Source organism: Streptomyces avicenniae, from assembly GCF_000719135.1.
Classification (GTDB): Bacteria; Actinomycetota; Actinomycetes; order Streptomycetales; family Streptomycetaceae; genus Streptomyces; species Streptomyces avicenniae.
In genome coordinates this window covers 181,515-194,428 of the sequence record NZ_JOEK01000005.1, presented here as the reverse complement: position 1 = coordinate 194,428, position 12,914 = coordinate 181,515, and the positions used below count along the sequence as shown (strand labels likewise).

17 protein-coding genes are annotated in these 12,914 nt (G+C 74.9%); 5 read left to right on the top strand and 12 right to left on the bottom strand.

What is annotated here, in order from left to right:
- Positions 1-20: 20 nt before the first annotated feature.
- The 6 genes from IF27_RS10985 to IF27_RS10960 form a co-directional block, all read right to left on the bottom strand.
- Complete coding sequence (locus IF27_RS10985) at positions 21-365, bottom strand: DUF2516 family protein (RefSeq protein ID WP_052849263.1); 345 nt, start codon at positions 363-365, stop codon at positions 21-23.
- 109 nt (positions 366-474) lie between these two features.
- Entirely contained in the window at positions 475-1,026 is a 552-nt protein-coding gene (locus IF27_RS10980) for a hypothetical protein (protein WP_052849262.1), read from the bottom strand.
- Entirely contained in the window at positions 1,026-1,388 is a 363-nt protein-coding gene (locus tag IF27_RS10975) for a helix-turn-helix domain-containing protein (protein WP_052849261.1), read from the bottom strand. Before IF27_RS10975 ends, IF27_RS10980 begins: the two co-directional genes overlap by 1 nt.
- A gap of 53 nt (positions 1,389-1,441) precedes the next feature.
- A complete protein-coding gene (locus IF27_RS10970) occupies positions 1,442-2,221 on the bottom strand; it encodes a helix-turn-helix domain-containing protein (RefSeq protein WP_110945770.1) in 780 nt (259 codons plus the stop codon).
- Positions 2,222-2,324: 103 nt separating this feature from the next.
- Entirely contained in the window at positions 2,325-3,134 is an 810-nt protein-coding gene (locus tag IF27_RS10965; RefSeq protein WP_052849260.1) for an alpha/beta fold hydrolase, read from the bottom strand.
- Positions 3,135-3,183: 49 nt separating this feature from the next.
- The gene (locus IF27_RS10960) at positions 3,184-4,164 is read right to left on the bottom strand and encodes a helix-turn-helix domain-containing protein (protein WP_052849259.1); all 981 of its coding nucleotides are present in this window, start codon (positions 4,162-4,164) and stop codon (positions 3,184-3,186) included.
- A gap of 67 nt (positions 4,165-4,231) precedes the next feature.
- Between IF27_RS10960 and IF27_RS10955 the strand changes: the two genes are divergently transcribed.
- On the top strand, positions 4,232-5,446 hold the full coding sequence (locus IF27_RS10955; protein ID WP_052849258.1) for an MFS transporter: 1,215 nt from the start codon (positions 4,232-4,234) through the stop codon (positions 5,444-5,446).
- A 103-nt stretch (positions 5,447-5,549) separates the two neighbouring features.
- Here IF27_RS10955 and IF27_RS10950 read toward each other — a convergent pair whose 3' ends face one another.
- Complete coding sequence (locus tag IF27_RS10950) at positions 5,550-5,903, bottom strand: winged helix-turn-helix transcriptional regulator (RefSeq protein WP_052849257.1); 354 nt, start codon at positions 5,901-5,903, stop codon at positions 5,550-5,552.
- A 58-nt stretch (positions 5,904-5,961) separates the two neighbouring features.
- Here IF27_RS10950 and IF27_RS10945 point away from each other — a divergent pair, with 58 nt between their 5' ends.
- A complete protein-coding gene (locus IF27_RS10945) occupies positions 5,962-6,849 on the top strand; it encodes an NAD(P)-dependent oxidoreductase (RefSeq protein ID WP_052849256.1) in 888 nt (295 codons plus the stop codon).
- A gap of 45 nt (positions 6,850-6,894) precedes the next feature.
- On the opposite strand, the gene IF27_RS10940 is transcribed toward IF27_RS10945, so the two are convergent.
- Complete coding sequence (locus tag IF27_RS10940; protein ID WP_052849255.1) at positions 6,895-7,545, bottom strand: LysE family translocator; 651 nt, start codon at positions 7,543-7,545, stop codon at positions 6,895-6,897.
- The gene (locus IF27_RS30975) at positions 7,542-8,012 is read right to left on the bottom strand and encodes a hypothetical protein (RefSeq protein WP_190232902.1); all 471 of its coding nucleotides are present in this window, start codon (positions 8,010-8,012) and stop codon (positions 7,542-7,544) included. Before IF27_RS30975 ends, IF27_RS10940 begins: the two co-directional genes overlap by 4 nt.
- A gap of 116 nt (positions 8,013-8,128) precedes the next feature.
- Here IF27_RS30975 and IF27_RS10930 point away from each other — a divergent pair, with 116 nt between their 5' ends.
- Positions 8,129-9,601: an aminotransferase-like domain-containing protein gene (locus tag IF27_RS10930; protein WP_110945748.1), complete on the top strand. Its 1,473-nt coding sequence runs from the start codon at positions 8,129-8,131 to the stop codon at positions 9,599-9,601.
- 205 nt (positions 9,602-9,806) lie between these two features.
- Here the strand turns inward: IF27_RS10930 and IF27_RS10925 are convergent, their stop codons facing one another.
- Positions 9,807-9,986: a DUF6126 family protein gene (locus tag IF27_RS10925; protein ID WP_052849253.1), complete on the bottom strand. Its 180-nt coding sequence runs from the start codon at positions 9,984-9,986 to the stop codon at positions 9,807-9,809.
- 14 nt (positions 9,987-10,000) lie between these two features.
- The gene (locus IF27_RS10920; RefSeq protein WP_110945747.1) at positions 10,001-10,633 is read right to left on the bottom strand and encodes a helix-turn-helix domain-containing protein; all 633 of its coding nucleotides are present in this window, start codon (positions 10,631-10,633) and stop codon (positions 10,001-10,003) included.
- A 181-nt stretch (positions 10,634-10,814) separates the two neighbouring features.
- On the opposite strand from IF27_RS10920, the gene IF27_RS10915 reads away from it, so the two are divergent.
- Positions 10,815-11,639 (top strand): alpha/beta fold hydrolase, encoded by an 825-nt coding sequence (locus IF27_RS10915; RefSeq protein ID WP_110945746.1) that lies wholly within the window; start codon positions 10,815-10,817, stop codon positions 11,637-11,639.
- Between the two features lie 13 nt (positions 11,640-11,652).
- On the opposite strand, the gene IF27_RS10910 is transcribed toward IF27_RS10915, so the two are convergent.
- Positions 11,653-12,006 (bottom strand): MerR family transcriptional regulator, encoded by a 354-nt coding sequence (locus tag IF27_RS10910; RefSeq protein ID WP_052849252.1) that lies wholly within the window; start codon positions 12,004-12,006, stop codon positions 11,653-11,655.
- 172 nt (positions 12,007-12,178) lie between these two features.
- On the opposite strand from IF27_RS10910, the gene IF27_RS10905 reads away from it, so the two are divergent.
- Positions 12,179-12,790, top strand: coding sequence for a nucleotidyltransferase domain-containing protein (locus tag IF27_RS10905; RefSeq protein ID WP_052849251.1), 612 nt, complete (start codon positions 12,179-12,181; stop codon positions 12,788-12,790).
- The last annotated feature ends 124 nt before the right edge of the window (positions 12,791-12,914 follow it).

Sequence of the window (12,914 nt, the reverse complement as noted above, 5' to 3'; positions counted from 1 at the left end):
GCGCCGTGTGGGAGCGGACCTCAGCGGTTGCCGTTGTACGGACCATACGGCCCGTCGCTGCTGCTCCAGCCTCCACCCCTGTTGCCGCGCCCGCCACCGCTCACCGCGCGCAGGGCCGGTCGTACGTCCACCAGGTACACGATCGTCGCCACCGTCCCCGCCAGGACCAGCAGCAGCATCCCCAGGAACAGCTGCACCGCGACCGTCACCCCGAGGACGAGCAGCCAGAACGGCTTCGTCTGCTTGTCGGCCGCGCGGTAGGCGTCCTCCCGCTGGATGGCCGCGTTCACCAGGGCGTAGATGCTGAGGAGCAGGAGACCGAGGAAGATGAAGCTCACTACGGAGCCGAAGCTCACCAACAGCATTCCGTCACCACCATGTCGATTGGCCTGACCGTCCTCATCCACGCTACCGGCCGGATGCCTCGGTGCGTAATGCCCGCTTCAACCGGCCGGTACCCATGCGTGACGGGGCTCATGCCTGCGGGGGAGTCTTCTTCGCCGCGGACTTGCGCGGCGCGGCGCGCCGCTGGCGCGGGACGGCCTTCTCCGTCGAGGCGGCGGGCTCCGTGACGGACCCGGTGACCGGCTCGGCGACGGGCTCCGTGACGGGCTCGGAAACCGGCTCGGCCGTCGCGGTGGGCGTGGCGGGCGCGGCGAAGGGCTCCGTCACCGGCTCGGTGACCACCGGCTCCGTGACGGGCTCGGCCCGCTCCACGCGCACCCCGGCGTCCTCCGCCTCCTCGGCGCGCCGCCGCTCCACGACCGTCCGGCCGCGCTCGGCCAGCCCGTCGTACGTCTCGCGCGCCTTGACGGCGTACTCCAGCGCCAGGCCGACGCCCTGGAGCGCGATCGTCTGGGCCTGCTCGCGCAGCTTCGGCAGCCGCTCGGGAGCCTCGCTGCGCAGCCGCTCGAACGTCGAGGGCAGGTCACGCAGCTTCTGCGCGGCCAGGTCGGCCGTGCCCGCCGCGAAGTACAGCGGCGTCGCGTTGGACAGGGACTTGCGGAAGTCGTCGGTCAGAGGCATCAGGGGTTCTCCTTGCGGAACGATTCGTAGATCTGGAGCAGTGCCTGCTTCTGCGGCTCGGTGAGGGCGGGATCGGCGAGCACCGCTTCCCTCACCCCGCCCGGCGGCTGCCCCACGGCGGCGTCCTGCACACGTTCGTCGAGGATTCCCGCCTGGACGTAGAGCGTCTCGGCGGAGATCCGTAGGCCCTTGGCGATCTGCTGGAGGATCTCCGCGCTCGGCTTGCGCAGCCCGCGCTCGATCTGGCTCAGATACGGATTCGAGACGCCCGCGGCCTCCGCGAGCTGCCGCAACGACAGCTTCGCCTGCCGCCGCTGCTCCCGGAGAAACGCCCCGAGATCCCCCATACCGATCGAAGCCATGCCCCCAGCATGCACCCGCGTGCTAGCTATTGCAAGCGCCCGCTTGCGCCAGGCTATCCCCGCGCACCCGGGCGGGGCGCGTACGACGGCCATGCGGTGTCGTCGAGCGCGAGCCAGGGCGCGGTGGCGACGGCGCTCGGTGTCGTCCCGGTGAACGCCCTCACCTCGCGGTGCAGGTGCGACTGGTCGGTGTAGCCGCTCACGGCCGCCACCCGGGCGCCGTCGCCGCCCGCCGCCAAGAGGTGGGCGGCGTGGTCGAAGCGCACCAGCTGGGCGGCGCGCTTCGGGCTGAGGCCGACCTGGGCCCTGAAGCGCGACCACAGGCGCTTACGGCTCCACCCCACCTCCCTGGCCAGCCCGTCGATCCGCACCCGCCCCCGGTCGGCGCGCATCCGCCGCCAGGCGGCGGCGACCTCGGGATCGGGCGCACGGCGGGCGTCGAGCCGTCGGCCGAGGACGTCGGCCGCGACGGCGAACCGTTCGTCCCACGAGGTCGCGGCGCGCAGCCGGTCCTCGGTGCGCGCGGCGTCGCGGCCCCAGACGTCCGCGAGGGAGGCGACCGTGCCGACGAGGTCGGTCGATGCGCCGAGCACGGCGGTCGCGACGACAGGCGACAGCCGGATCTGGAGGCACCTGACGCCCTCGGCCGTCCGGCCGCTGACCCGGAGGTCGCCCGGGAGGAGCCCGACGGCCACGCTGCCGCGCTCGCGTCGGCCGTGCGCGTCGTGGAGGAGGCCGTCCCCGTCGCCCAGGTCCACGAGCAGGGTGACCGCCGGGTGCGGGACCATCGCGATGTCCACGATGCCCGGGGCACGTTGCCCGAACCCGGCCATGCCGACGCCGGGAAGCCGCTGCGACCGCCGCGGGGTCGCGACCTCCACCGACGTCAGGACGGGCCCCCCGGTGACACGCACGCCACCAGGGTAGCCACCGGCGTCAGCGGGCCCCCGTGGCGAAGGCCCGCAGCAGCTCGCCCGTCGCCCCTGGCGCCTCGAACATGGGGAGGTGCCCGACGCCCGCCAGCTGCTCGACGCGCGCGCCTGGCACCGTGTCGTAGTCGTGCGCCGAGGACGGGTCCCAGCGGCGGTCTGCGTCGCCGAAGATCACCAGGACGGGGACCCCGAGCGCGGTGAGGCGCGCGGGCATGCTCCGCTCGGCGATGTACGCGGTGTTGCGGCGCAGCACCGTCCTGAACGTGCGGTAGTCGATGCCGCGCATCTCGGCGACCAGGTCGTCCGGGATGTCCACCGGGCGGTTGCACACCGCCGTCATCCCCTTGCGCAGCATGCCGTCCGAACGGATCGACCAGAGCAGCGGGCCCAGCGGCGGGGCGAGCATCGCCCGCAGGACGGCGGGCTGCGGGAGGAGCGCGTCCGGGCGCGGGCCGCTGCTGATCAGCGCCAGCGAACCGACGAGGTCGGGGCGCAGTTCGGCGAGCGCCGTGGCGACGTACCCTCCGCTGGAGTGCCCGGCCACGGTGCCGGGACGGACGCCCAGCTCGTCGAGCACCGCGGCCACGCGGCCCGCCTGCTCCGGCACGTCGAACGACGGCGCGGGCGGGGACTGGCCGTGACCCGACAGATCGACCCGGATGACGCGGAACCCCTCGGCGAGCGTCGGCACCACCGGGCCCCAGCAGCCGCCCGCCGCCCCCGACCCGTGGACGAGCAGCAGCGGCGGCGCCTCCCGCGGGCCGTCCTGGACCACATGCATCCCGTGCACCTGCGCGGCGTCTACGTTTCCCATGCCACGGACGATGCCTGGGCCGTCGGCCGTCGGTCTTGTACGAATGTCGTCACCCGCCCGGGGCGCCCCCCGACGCCGCCACGAGCGCCTCCCCGGCCGCCGTCCGCACGTACAGCACCGACCGCCCGGCCCGCCGCCGCTCCACCAGCCCCGCGTCCAGCAGCACCCGCAGGTGCCGCCCCACCGACCCCAGCCCCCGCCCGGTCACGGCGACCAGCTGCGTCGTGCTCAGGGGGGTCCCGAGCAGCACGAGGAGCCCGGCCCGCGCCGTCCCGACGAGCGCGCCGAGCCCGGCGGGGACGGGGCGGCGGTCGTGGTCCTCGGCGAGCACGCCGAGACACGGGTAGACGACGGCGTACCGCTCCCGTCCCTCCCACGATGCCCAGCCGGCCCGCGGCGTCACCGGCATGAACAGCAGGTCGGCCCCGGCGGCGATCTCCCGCGGCGGGTACGCGTTCCCGTTGACCTGGATGCGGCTCTCCCCGAGCCACCGCATCCCCGGCCGCAGTGAGTCCAGCACGGCCGCCCAGCCGCCCCGGCTCACGCGCGCGGTCCGCGCGACCACGTCGGCCTCCAGGACGCGCCGCCGCCGCTCCCAGGAGGGCCGTACGGTCTCCCGCCAGACGAACGTCAGGAGCGCCGTCGCCCGTTCCGGCAGGTCGTCCCGCTCCAGCGCCGCGGGCAGCGGGCCGCGCAGGGACACGCGGAGATCGGCCCGCGCCTCCGCGGCCCCCGCCGCCCGCACCCGGGCCACCGTCTCCTCGAAGCCCTCGCCCTCGCACGAGGTCGGGCAGAAGAAGTCGGCGATCCAGGCCGGGCCGAGCGCCGCCCGCACGAGTGGCGCGGCCACCGGGTCGTCCGCGAGGTACGCGCGGTAGCGGGGCAGGTGCGCGCGCAGCCAGGCGTCCTCGCCCGGATGGGCACCGGCCCCCGCGTGCAGCAGCTTGAGGCTCGCGAAGGTCTCGGCGAAAGGCGAGAGCAGGAAACGGCTGCGGGCGAGGGTGTCCGTGTCGATCTGCCACAAGCCCATGCGTACGACCTTTCGCGTGTCGGCGAAACAGTAAACAGGGCCGCGCGCGGCTCGCAGACTCCGGCGTATGCGCAGCTACCGCAGCCTTTTCCGCACACCGGAGTTCACCCCGTTCCTGCTCTCCTTCGCCGCCTCGGCGGGGGCCCAGACGATCGGTTCCCTGGCCCTCGGCACGCTGGTCTTCCGGGCGACCGGCTCCCCGCTCCTGTCGGCGGTGAGCATGTTCGGCCCGCAGCTGGCGCAGCTGCTGGGGGGCGCGTTCCTCCTGTCGGCCGCCGACCGCCTGCCCCCGCGCGCGATCCTGACCGGCCTCGCCCTGGCCTTCGCGGCCGGTACGGCGGTGCTGGCGCTGCCAGGGCTGCCGCTCCAGGCGGTCTTCGCCGTCCTGCTGCTCCAAGGGCTGGTCGCGTCGCTCGGCGGAGGCGTGCGCGGCGGGATGATGAACGAGATCCTGACCAAGGACGGGTACGTCCTCGGCCGTTCGGTGTACAACATGCTCTGGGGCCTCACGCAGATGGCCGGGTTCGCCACGGGCGGCGTACTGCTGACGCTCCTGTCCCCACGGGCCTGCCTGCTCCTCGCGGCGGCGCTGTACGTCGTGGCCGCCCTCGTCACCCGCCTGGGGCTCACGGCCCGCCCGCCGCGCGCCTCAGGCCGTCCGTCCGTCTCGGCGACCTGGCGCACCAACGCCCTGCTGTGGTCCTCGCGCCCCAGGCGCCTGGCGTACCTGGGCCTGTGGGTGCCCAACGGGCTGATCGTGGGGAGCGATTCGCTGTACGTCTCGTACGCGCCCCAGGCCGCCGGGACGCTGTACGCGTGCGGGGCGCTGGGCATGTTCGTGGGCGACCTGGTGGTGGGCCGCCTGGTCCCGCCCGTGGTGCGCGCCCGGCTCGCGACGCCGCTGCGGCTGCTGCTGGCGGTCCCTTACCTGTTCTTCTTCCTGCGGCCAGGGGTGGCGCTGTCGGTGGTGGCCGTCACCGTCGCCTCCGTGGGCTTCGCCGCGAGCCTGGTGCTCCAGGAGCGCCTGATGTCCCTCACACCCGACGACCTGGCGGGGCAGGCGCTCGGCCTGCACGCCACCGGCGTGGCCGCCCTGCAAGCCGTCGGCGCGGTGCTCGCGGGGACGCTGGCGCAGCTGACGTCCCCTGCGTCGGCGATGACGCTGATGGCCGCCGGGTCGATCGCCGTCACGCTCACGCTGGTGGTGCTGGGCGGGCGCGACGGGCGGGCGCCGACCGTCCGCCGTGGTGGTGCGCCCGAGGTCGCCGCGGCCACCGACTGACGGGGGTGCGCGCCGTCCTACCCACTTTTTTGTGGGTACTTGGCGTGCGCGCGGCGCCGGGTCAGGGTGGAGGGGAGCGGTCGGGAGGCGAGTGGTGGTGGGTTCACATGACGGGCTGCTGGACGCCGGACAGCGTGTCCAGACGCCGGTGACCCCAGGCGGACAGCGGGGCCAGGGCGTCGGCGAGGTCCTGGCCGAACGGGGTCAGGGAGTACTCGGTCCGCAGCGGCAGGCCGTCGTACACCTCGCGGTGCACCAGGCCGTCGCCCTCCATCTCGCGCAGCGCCTGGGTCAGCACCTTCTCGGTGAGGCCGGGGAGGCGCCTGCGCAGCTCGCCGGGGCGTCGCGGTCCTGACTCCAGCAGCCACAGGAGCGCCGTCTTCCACTTGCCGTCGATCACCGCGATCGCGGCGGTCACCCCGCACACGTTCGGGTCCTGGGCACGACTCCGTGTCATTGCTGTCCCCTTTTTCGGTCCTGTCAATAATTGTCGCTCTTCATGCAGGGGTTGAGAGATGTCCTCGCACACCGCACAGTCTGACGTCACGGTCATCGGTCTGGGACCGATGGGCCGGGCACTGGCCGGGGCGTTCCTCGGCGCCGGGCTGCGGATCACCGTCTGGAACCGTACGCCAGGGCGGGACGGGGAGCTGGTCGCGCGCGGCGCGGCCGTCGCGCCCTCGCCCGAGGCCGCCGTCGCCGCGAGCCCGCTGACCGTCGTCTGCGTCGTCAACTACGACGCCTCGGACGCCGTCCTGCGCCGCGAGCCCGTCGCCGCCGCGCTGAAGGGCCGCACCCTCGTCAACCTCACCGCCGACACCCCCGACCGCGCCCGCGACACGGCGCGCTGGGCGGACGAGCACGGCGTCCGCTACCTCGACGGCGCGATCATGACGCCCACGCCGACCATCGGCACGCCGCACGCCGTCCTCCTCTTCAGCGGCCCGGCCGACCTCCACGCCGAGCACGCGCCCGTCCTGGAGACGCTGGGAGGCAGCCACACCCACCTCGGCGAGGACCCCGGGCGCGCGGCGGCGTACGACGTCGCGCTGCTCGACATCTTCTGGACCGCGATGGCGGGCTGGGCGCACGCCCTCGCCGTGGCGGGAGCCGAGGGCGTCACGCCGGGCGAGCTGGCGCCGTTCGCCCAGGGCATCGCCGCCATCCTGCCGCCGCTCTTCGAGGAGACGGCCGCGGACGTGGCGGACGGCACGTTCTCCGGGGAGGGCAACCCGCTGACGTCGGCGGTCTCGTCCATGGCGCACATCGTCCACACCTCGGAGGCCCACGGCATCGACGCGGGCGTGATGCGGGCGGCCGAGGGGATGGCGCGGCGTGCGGTGGGGCTCGGGCACGGCGCGGACGGCTTCGTGCGGATCGCGGAGGTCATCGGCCGCCGCTGACGGCGGGGGCCGGGCGGCGCCGGGCGGTCGGACGCCCGGCGCCGCTCAGCCCCGTGCGGTGGACGGGCCCGAGGTGTCGGTGGCGAGCCCCACCGCGAGGGCGCCGAGCGCCGTGCCCATCAGGTAGCGCTGCACGCGCAGCCAGCCCGGGTGGCGGGCCAGGAAGACCGCGATGGTCCCGGCGGCGAGGACGATGGCGAGGTTCACGGTGACGGCGACGGCGATCTGCGCGCTGCCCAGCACGATGCCCTGGAGCAGGACGTGCCCGGCGTCCGGGTCGATGAACTGCGGGATGAGCGACAGGTACATGATCGCGATCTTGGGGTTCAGCAGATTCGTCATCAGGCCCATCGTGAACAGGCGCCGGGTGGAGTCGGCGGGCAGGTCGCGCGGGCTGAAGGCGGAGTGCCCGCCCGGCCTGACGGCCTGCCAGGCGAGCCACAGGAGGTAGGCGGCTCCGGCCAGTTTCACGGCGGTGTACAGCTCGGGTACGGCGACGAGGACGGCGGACAGGCCGAGGTTCGCGGCCAGGAGGTAGCAGAGGAAGCCGACGGCGACGCCGCCGAGGGAGACGATCCCCGCGCGGCGCCCCTGGGTGATGCTGCGGGAGACGAGGTACACCATGTTCGGCCCCGGGGTGAGGACCATGCCGAGGGCGACCATGGCGACGCCGAGTATGCCGTGTGTGCTGATCATGCGGGGAGTGCTACTTCCGTGAGCAGGTGGGCGAGGGTGCGCAGCAGCTGGTCGGTGAGGGTCTCGACCGTGAAGGGCGCGGCTGCGGGGCGGGGGTCGTGTCGGGCCCAGTCGGCGGGGGAGAGGAGGGCGAGGCGGTCGGCGAGTGCTTCGGCGGCGGCGCGCAGTTCGTGGGCCACGGTGCGGGGGTTCTCGTCGCGGTAGGGGACGGGCGGGGGCGGGGCGATGGGGAGCGGGGCGGCCGGGAGGCCGAGGGTGATGCCGAGCCGGGTGTGGAAGGCGAGGCAGATGTCGCGGGCGTGGCAGGCCCGTTCGAGCGGCGAGCCGGGGCGCCCCGGGGCCGCGTGCGGGTGGGTGAGCAGCCGGTGCGTCCGTGCCGCGTACCGGCGCAGGACGGCCGGTGCGTCCGCGCGGTCGAACGGCGGGAGGTGGTGCGGTGGTGGCGGGCATCCGGAGTGCGGGGACACGGGCATCGGCCCCTCGGTCTGCTGACTGCTACGAAGCAATATGAGTCTATGGACGCACTTTTCTCGGTGCAATGCTTTCTATTGATCTCGGTGCAATGATGTGGTTCGATGCCGGGATGGAGCGTGTAGGCCAGAATGATGCGGGTCGGGATGATGCGGGTCGGGATGGTGCGAGGCAGGACTTCGACGCGTGGGCTCCGGGCCGACGGGATGATCCGGGCCGCAGGGATCCGGGCGGGCGCGACACGGGCGGTCGGGACTTCCACCAGGTCGCCGATCTCGTCGCCGCCCGGATCCGGCGCGGCGAGCTGAGGCCGGGTGACCGGCTCCCGACGCAGCGGGACTTCGCGCGCCGCCACGCCATCGCTCCCTCGACCGCCGCCCGCGTCTACCGCGAGCTGGCCCGGCGCGGCCTGACGGTCGGCGAGGTGGGGCGCGGCACGTTCGTCCGGGCCGCGGCCGTGCCCGACGCGTCCGCGCTCAGCGAACCGGCCGGTTCCCGTATCGACCTCGAACTGAACCACCCCGTCGCCCCCGGGCAGGCCGCCCTCCTCGCCCCCGGCCTCGACCCGCTGCTGCGGCCCGACGTCCTCGCCGAGGCGCTCCGCCCCGTCGGCGCCGCCGGTACGCCCGCCGCCCGCCACGCCGCCGCGAGCCTGCTCGCGCGCGGCGGCTGGTTCCCCGACCCGGACCGCGTCCTCTTCGCGGGCAACGGACGGCAGGCCACCGCCGCGGCGATCGCCGCCCTGGTGCCGCCGGGGGCGCGCCTGGGCGCCGAGGAACTGACGTATCCCGTGCTGAAGACCGTCGCCGCGCGCCTCGGCGTCACACTGGTGCCGCTGGCGATGGACGACGACGGGCTCGTGCCCGAGGCCGTCGAGGAGGCGAACCGCCGGGCCCGCCTGCACGCCGTCTACCTCCAGCCGACCCTGCACAACCCGCTCTCCGTGACCATGCCTGGCGCCCGCGCCCACCGGCTCGCCGACGTGCTGCTCCGCACCGGTGTGCACGCCGTCGAGGACGGCGTCTGGGGCTTCCTGCGGGACGACCTGCCGCCGCTGGCCGCCCTCGCGCCCGAGCGCACCGTCCTGATCGACAGCCTCTCGAAGCGCCTCGCGCCCGGGCTCACCGCCGGTTTCGCCGTCGCGCCCGCCGCGCTCACGGCCCCGCTCGCCGCCGCGCTGCGCTCGGGCGGCTGGACGCCGCCGCGCTTCGCGCTGGAGGCGGCGGCGCGCTGGCAGGCGGACGGGACGGCCGACGCGCTGGTGCGCGCGAAGCAGCGGGAGGCGGGTGTGCGGCAGGAGATCGCGGCGCGGCACCTGGGCGGCTACGCGGTGCGTGGCGACCGGCGTTCCTACTACTGCTGGTGGGAGCTGCCCGCGCCGTGGCGGGCCGACACGTTCGTCGCCGCGGCGGCGCGGCGCGGGATCGGCGTCACCCCGGCGGCGGCGTTCGCCGTGGGGCGGCACCGTGCGCCGAACGCCGTGCGGCTCGGCCTGGCGTCGCCCGACGTCGGGGACCTCGACCGGGCGCTGGCCGTTCTGGCCGCCCTCGCCCGCTCGGCGCCTGAGGACGACATGGCGGGCTGAGCGCGCGATTCACCCGCACGAGCGATACCGCAACGGCTACGGAACGCTTACGGTGAACCCATGAATGAATACAGTGAGTCACTGTCGGATGGGTCGGACGGGTCGGACGGGGCGGAGTGGGTCGGGGAACGGCTGCTTCGTCCGGTGGCTGCCCGGGATACCGCTGGGCCCCGGGGCGCCGGTGCGCCGAGCCCCGTGGCCCGGGTCACTCGCCGAGCTGGAAGAGCAGCAGCAGGAACGCCGCGAAGACGTGCCCCACGAGCCCGTACAGCACGACGCGGATCCACAGCCCGCGCGGGATCCGGTCCCTGACGAACCGGCGCGGGCCGCCGTCCCCCCGAGGCTGTCCCTGGATCCCGTCCTGGGCCTCGTGCTGTCGCTCCATGGTTCGTGTTCCCTTCAGATCCCGGTTCCCAGGCACAGGCCGCTGGTGGGGCTGCGCAGCAGGGTGTGGACGAAAAGCAGCTCGGCGCCCGTGCGGTGGACGGCGCTGAGCCGGTGGGGTGTGAGCGAGTCGAAGTGGGCACTGTCGCCCTCGTCGAGGATGTACTCGGCCTCGCCGAGGAAGAGCCGCAGCCGCCCGCGCAGCACGTGCACCCACTCCTCGCCCGGGTGCACGCGCACCAGCGCGTCCTGCGGACCCCCGTACGGCACGTGGACGCGCAGCGCCTGCATCGCCCGGCCCGAGCCGCCCGCCCGGCGGTACGTCCAGCCGTCCGCCTCGCGGGCGCCTGCCGCGCCGCCCCGGATCACCGGGTCGGGCACGGGGGTCGTCTCGCCGAGCAGCCCGGAGACCGTCGTGCCGTAGACGCGGGCCAGGCTCAGCAGCATCGGCAGCGACGGCTGGCGCTGCCCGGTCTCCAGCCGCGACAGGTGCGCGGGGGACAGCCCGGCGGTGGCGGCGGCCTCCTCCAGCGTCAGCGCGGCGCGGTGGCGCAGGGCGCGCAGCTGCGGGGCGACGGAGTCGGGCGCCGGGACGTCGTGGCCCGGCAGTCCGTGGGACGCGGTTCCTGGTGCGCTGTCGGGGGCCATGTCCCCGATTGAGCCAGAGACTTTCCCCTCGGGCAAACGGTCTTGTCACAGAGGCAAAAGGCGCCCAGGGGGGGCGCCGTCCTCCCCACTGTACGGACGCCCCCCGGCCGCGCACCACCCGGGCGTCCCGCCCCGACGTGGCTTGACCCTGACACGGATGTCAGGCCCTACGGTCCCGTCCATGACCACCGACACCACTCCGTCCAGCACCCTGTCCAGCACCCCGTCCGGCACCCCCGACACCGTCCTGCGCGGCAGCGGCCCGGCGCTCCTCCTCGCCCACGGCGCGGGCGGCGGCATCGCGGGCAACTACGGGCTCGTCCTGGACGACCTGGCCCGCGACCACACCGTCATCGGCCCGCACTACCCCGGGTCGGGCACCACCCCGCCGTCCGCCGTGCCCCTGGAGCTGGACGGGCTGGCGGACCTGCTCGTCGCCACGGCCACCGGGGCGGGGCACGAGCGCTTCACCGTCATCGGCGAGTCCCTGGGCAGCGCGGTCGCCGTGCGCGTCGCCACCCGTCACCCCGAGCGGGTGAGCGCGCTCGTCCTCACCGTCGGCTTCGCGACCGCCGACCCGCTGCTCGCCACGGCCGCCGAGCTGATGGTCGCGCTGGACCGGGCGGGCGACCGCCACGCCATGGCCAGGTTCGCCGTCGCGGGCTGCCTCACCGACGCGCAGCTCGCGCGGCTGACGTCCGAGGAGTTCGACGCGCTGACCACCGCCGCCGAGGCCGGGATGCCCCCGGGCACGGCCGCCCAGTTCGCGCTGGCCGCCCGGGTGGACGTGCGCGCCGAGCTGGCGGGCGTCGCCGTGCCCGTCCTGGCCTTCGTCGCCACGGCCGACCGGCTCGTCCTGCCCGCGAGCCAGCGGGCCCTCGCGGCGGGCATCCCCGGCGCGCGCCTGGTCGAACTGCCGGGCGCCGCCCACGTCCTGGGCGAGCCCGACCGGGCCGCCTGGCTCGGGCACGTGCGGGACTTCCTCGCGCAGACCGAGGCACGCTGAGACCGGCCCCGGATCAGGCGGCGGCGCGCTCCGAGGACGCGAGGAGCGCGCCGAGCGCGGCGCGGGCCCGCGTCAGGTCGTCGATCCGGACGTCCATCTCCGCGAGCTGCCCGCGCAGATGGTCGAAGAGGCACGGTTCGAGGGCCTGGCCTTCCCCGTGGAGGCAGGGCAGCACGTCACGGATCACGCGCGTCGGCAGCCCGGCGGCCAGCAGGGCGCGGACGCGCCCGACCGTCTCCGCCGCGTCGGGCCCGTACGCGCGGTGCCCGCCCTCCGTGCGCCGGGGCGCCAGGAGCCCCTGCTCCTCGTAGTACCGCAGCAGCCGCACGCTCACCCCGGTCGCACGGGACAGCTCACCGATCCGCACGTGACCCGCCTCACTTCGCCCGGCCCTGAATCTCACATGGATGTGACAGCCTACGGTCGCCGTTCCACGGCACAGAACGCCCCGTCGCCCCGAAGCGCGCCAGGACCCCGCCCCCGCCCAGGGCCGACGCCGGTGTGTGTCCGCCCTGGGCGGCCGGGGGAGAACGGCCGGTATGACAGGTCTCCGCGCCCCGTTCGGCAGGTGGGACCCCGCCCCCGTGCGCGAGGTCGCCGCGAGGTTCTCCGGCTCGGGGGCCTCCTGGTGGGTGGCCGGGGGGTTCGCGATCGAACTCGCGGTGGGCCGCCGGATCCGCGACCACGGGGACGTCGATGTCCTCCTGCTGCGTCCCGACCAGTTCGCGGCCCAGCGGGCCCTTCCGGGCTGGGAATGGTGGGCCGCCGATCCGCCGGGAAGCCTGCGCCCGTGGGCGCCGGAGGAGGTCCTGCCCCCGGAGGTCCACGACGTCTGGTGCCGCCCCGGCCCCGGCGCCCCCTGGCGCGTCCAGATCATGATCGACGAGTCCCACGGCGAGGAATGGGTGTCACGCCGCGATCCCCGGGTGCGCAGGCCGATCGGCACGCTGGGCACGACCTCGGCCGACGGCGTGCCCTTCATCGCCCCCGACATCCAGCTCTACTACAAGGCGAAGGCGCCCCGGCCCAAGGACGAGGAGGACTTCGAGGCCGCGCTGCCCGTGCTCACCGCCCGGCAGCGACGCTGGCTCGCCGACGCGATCGCCGGGACGTACGGGCCGCACCCCTGGATCGAGCGCCTGCGGGCCTGACCCGAGGACCGTCCGTGCCCGACCGGTTTGCGCGCGGCGGGAGAGCCGTGCGAGCCTCTCGTGTCCTCCCCTCGGAAGGCCAGCTCATGACACTCGGCATGGTTCTCGGCGACCTCTCCTCCCG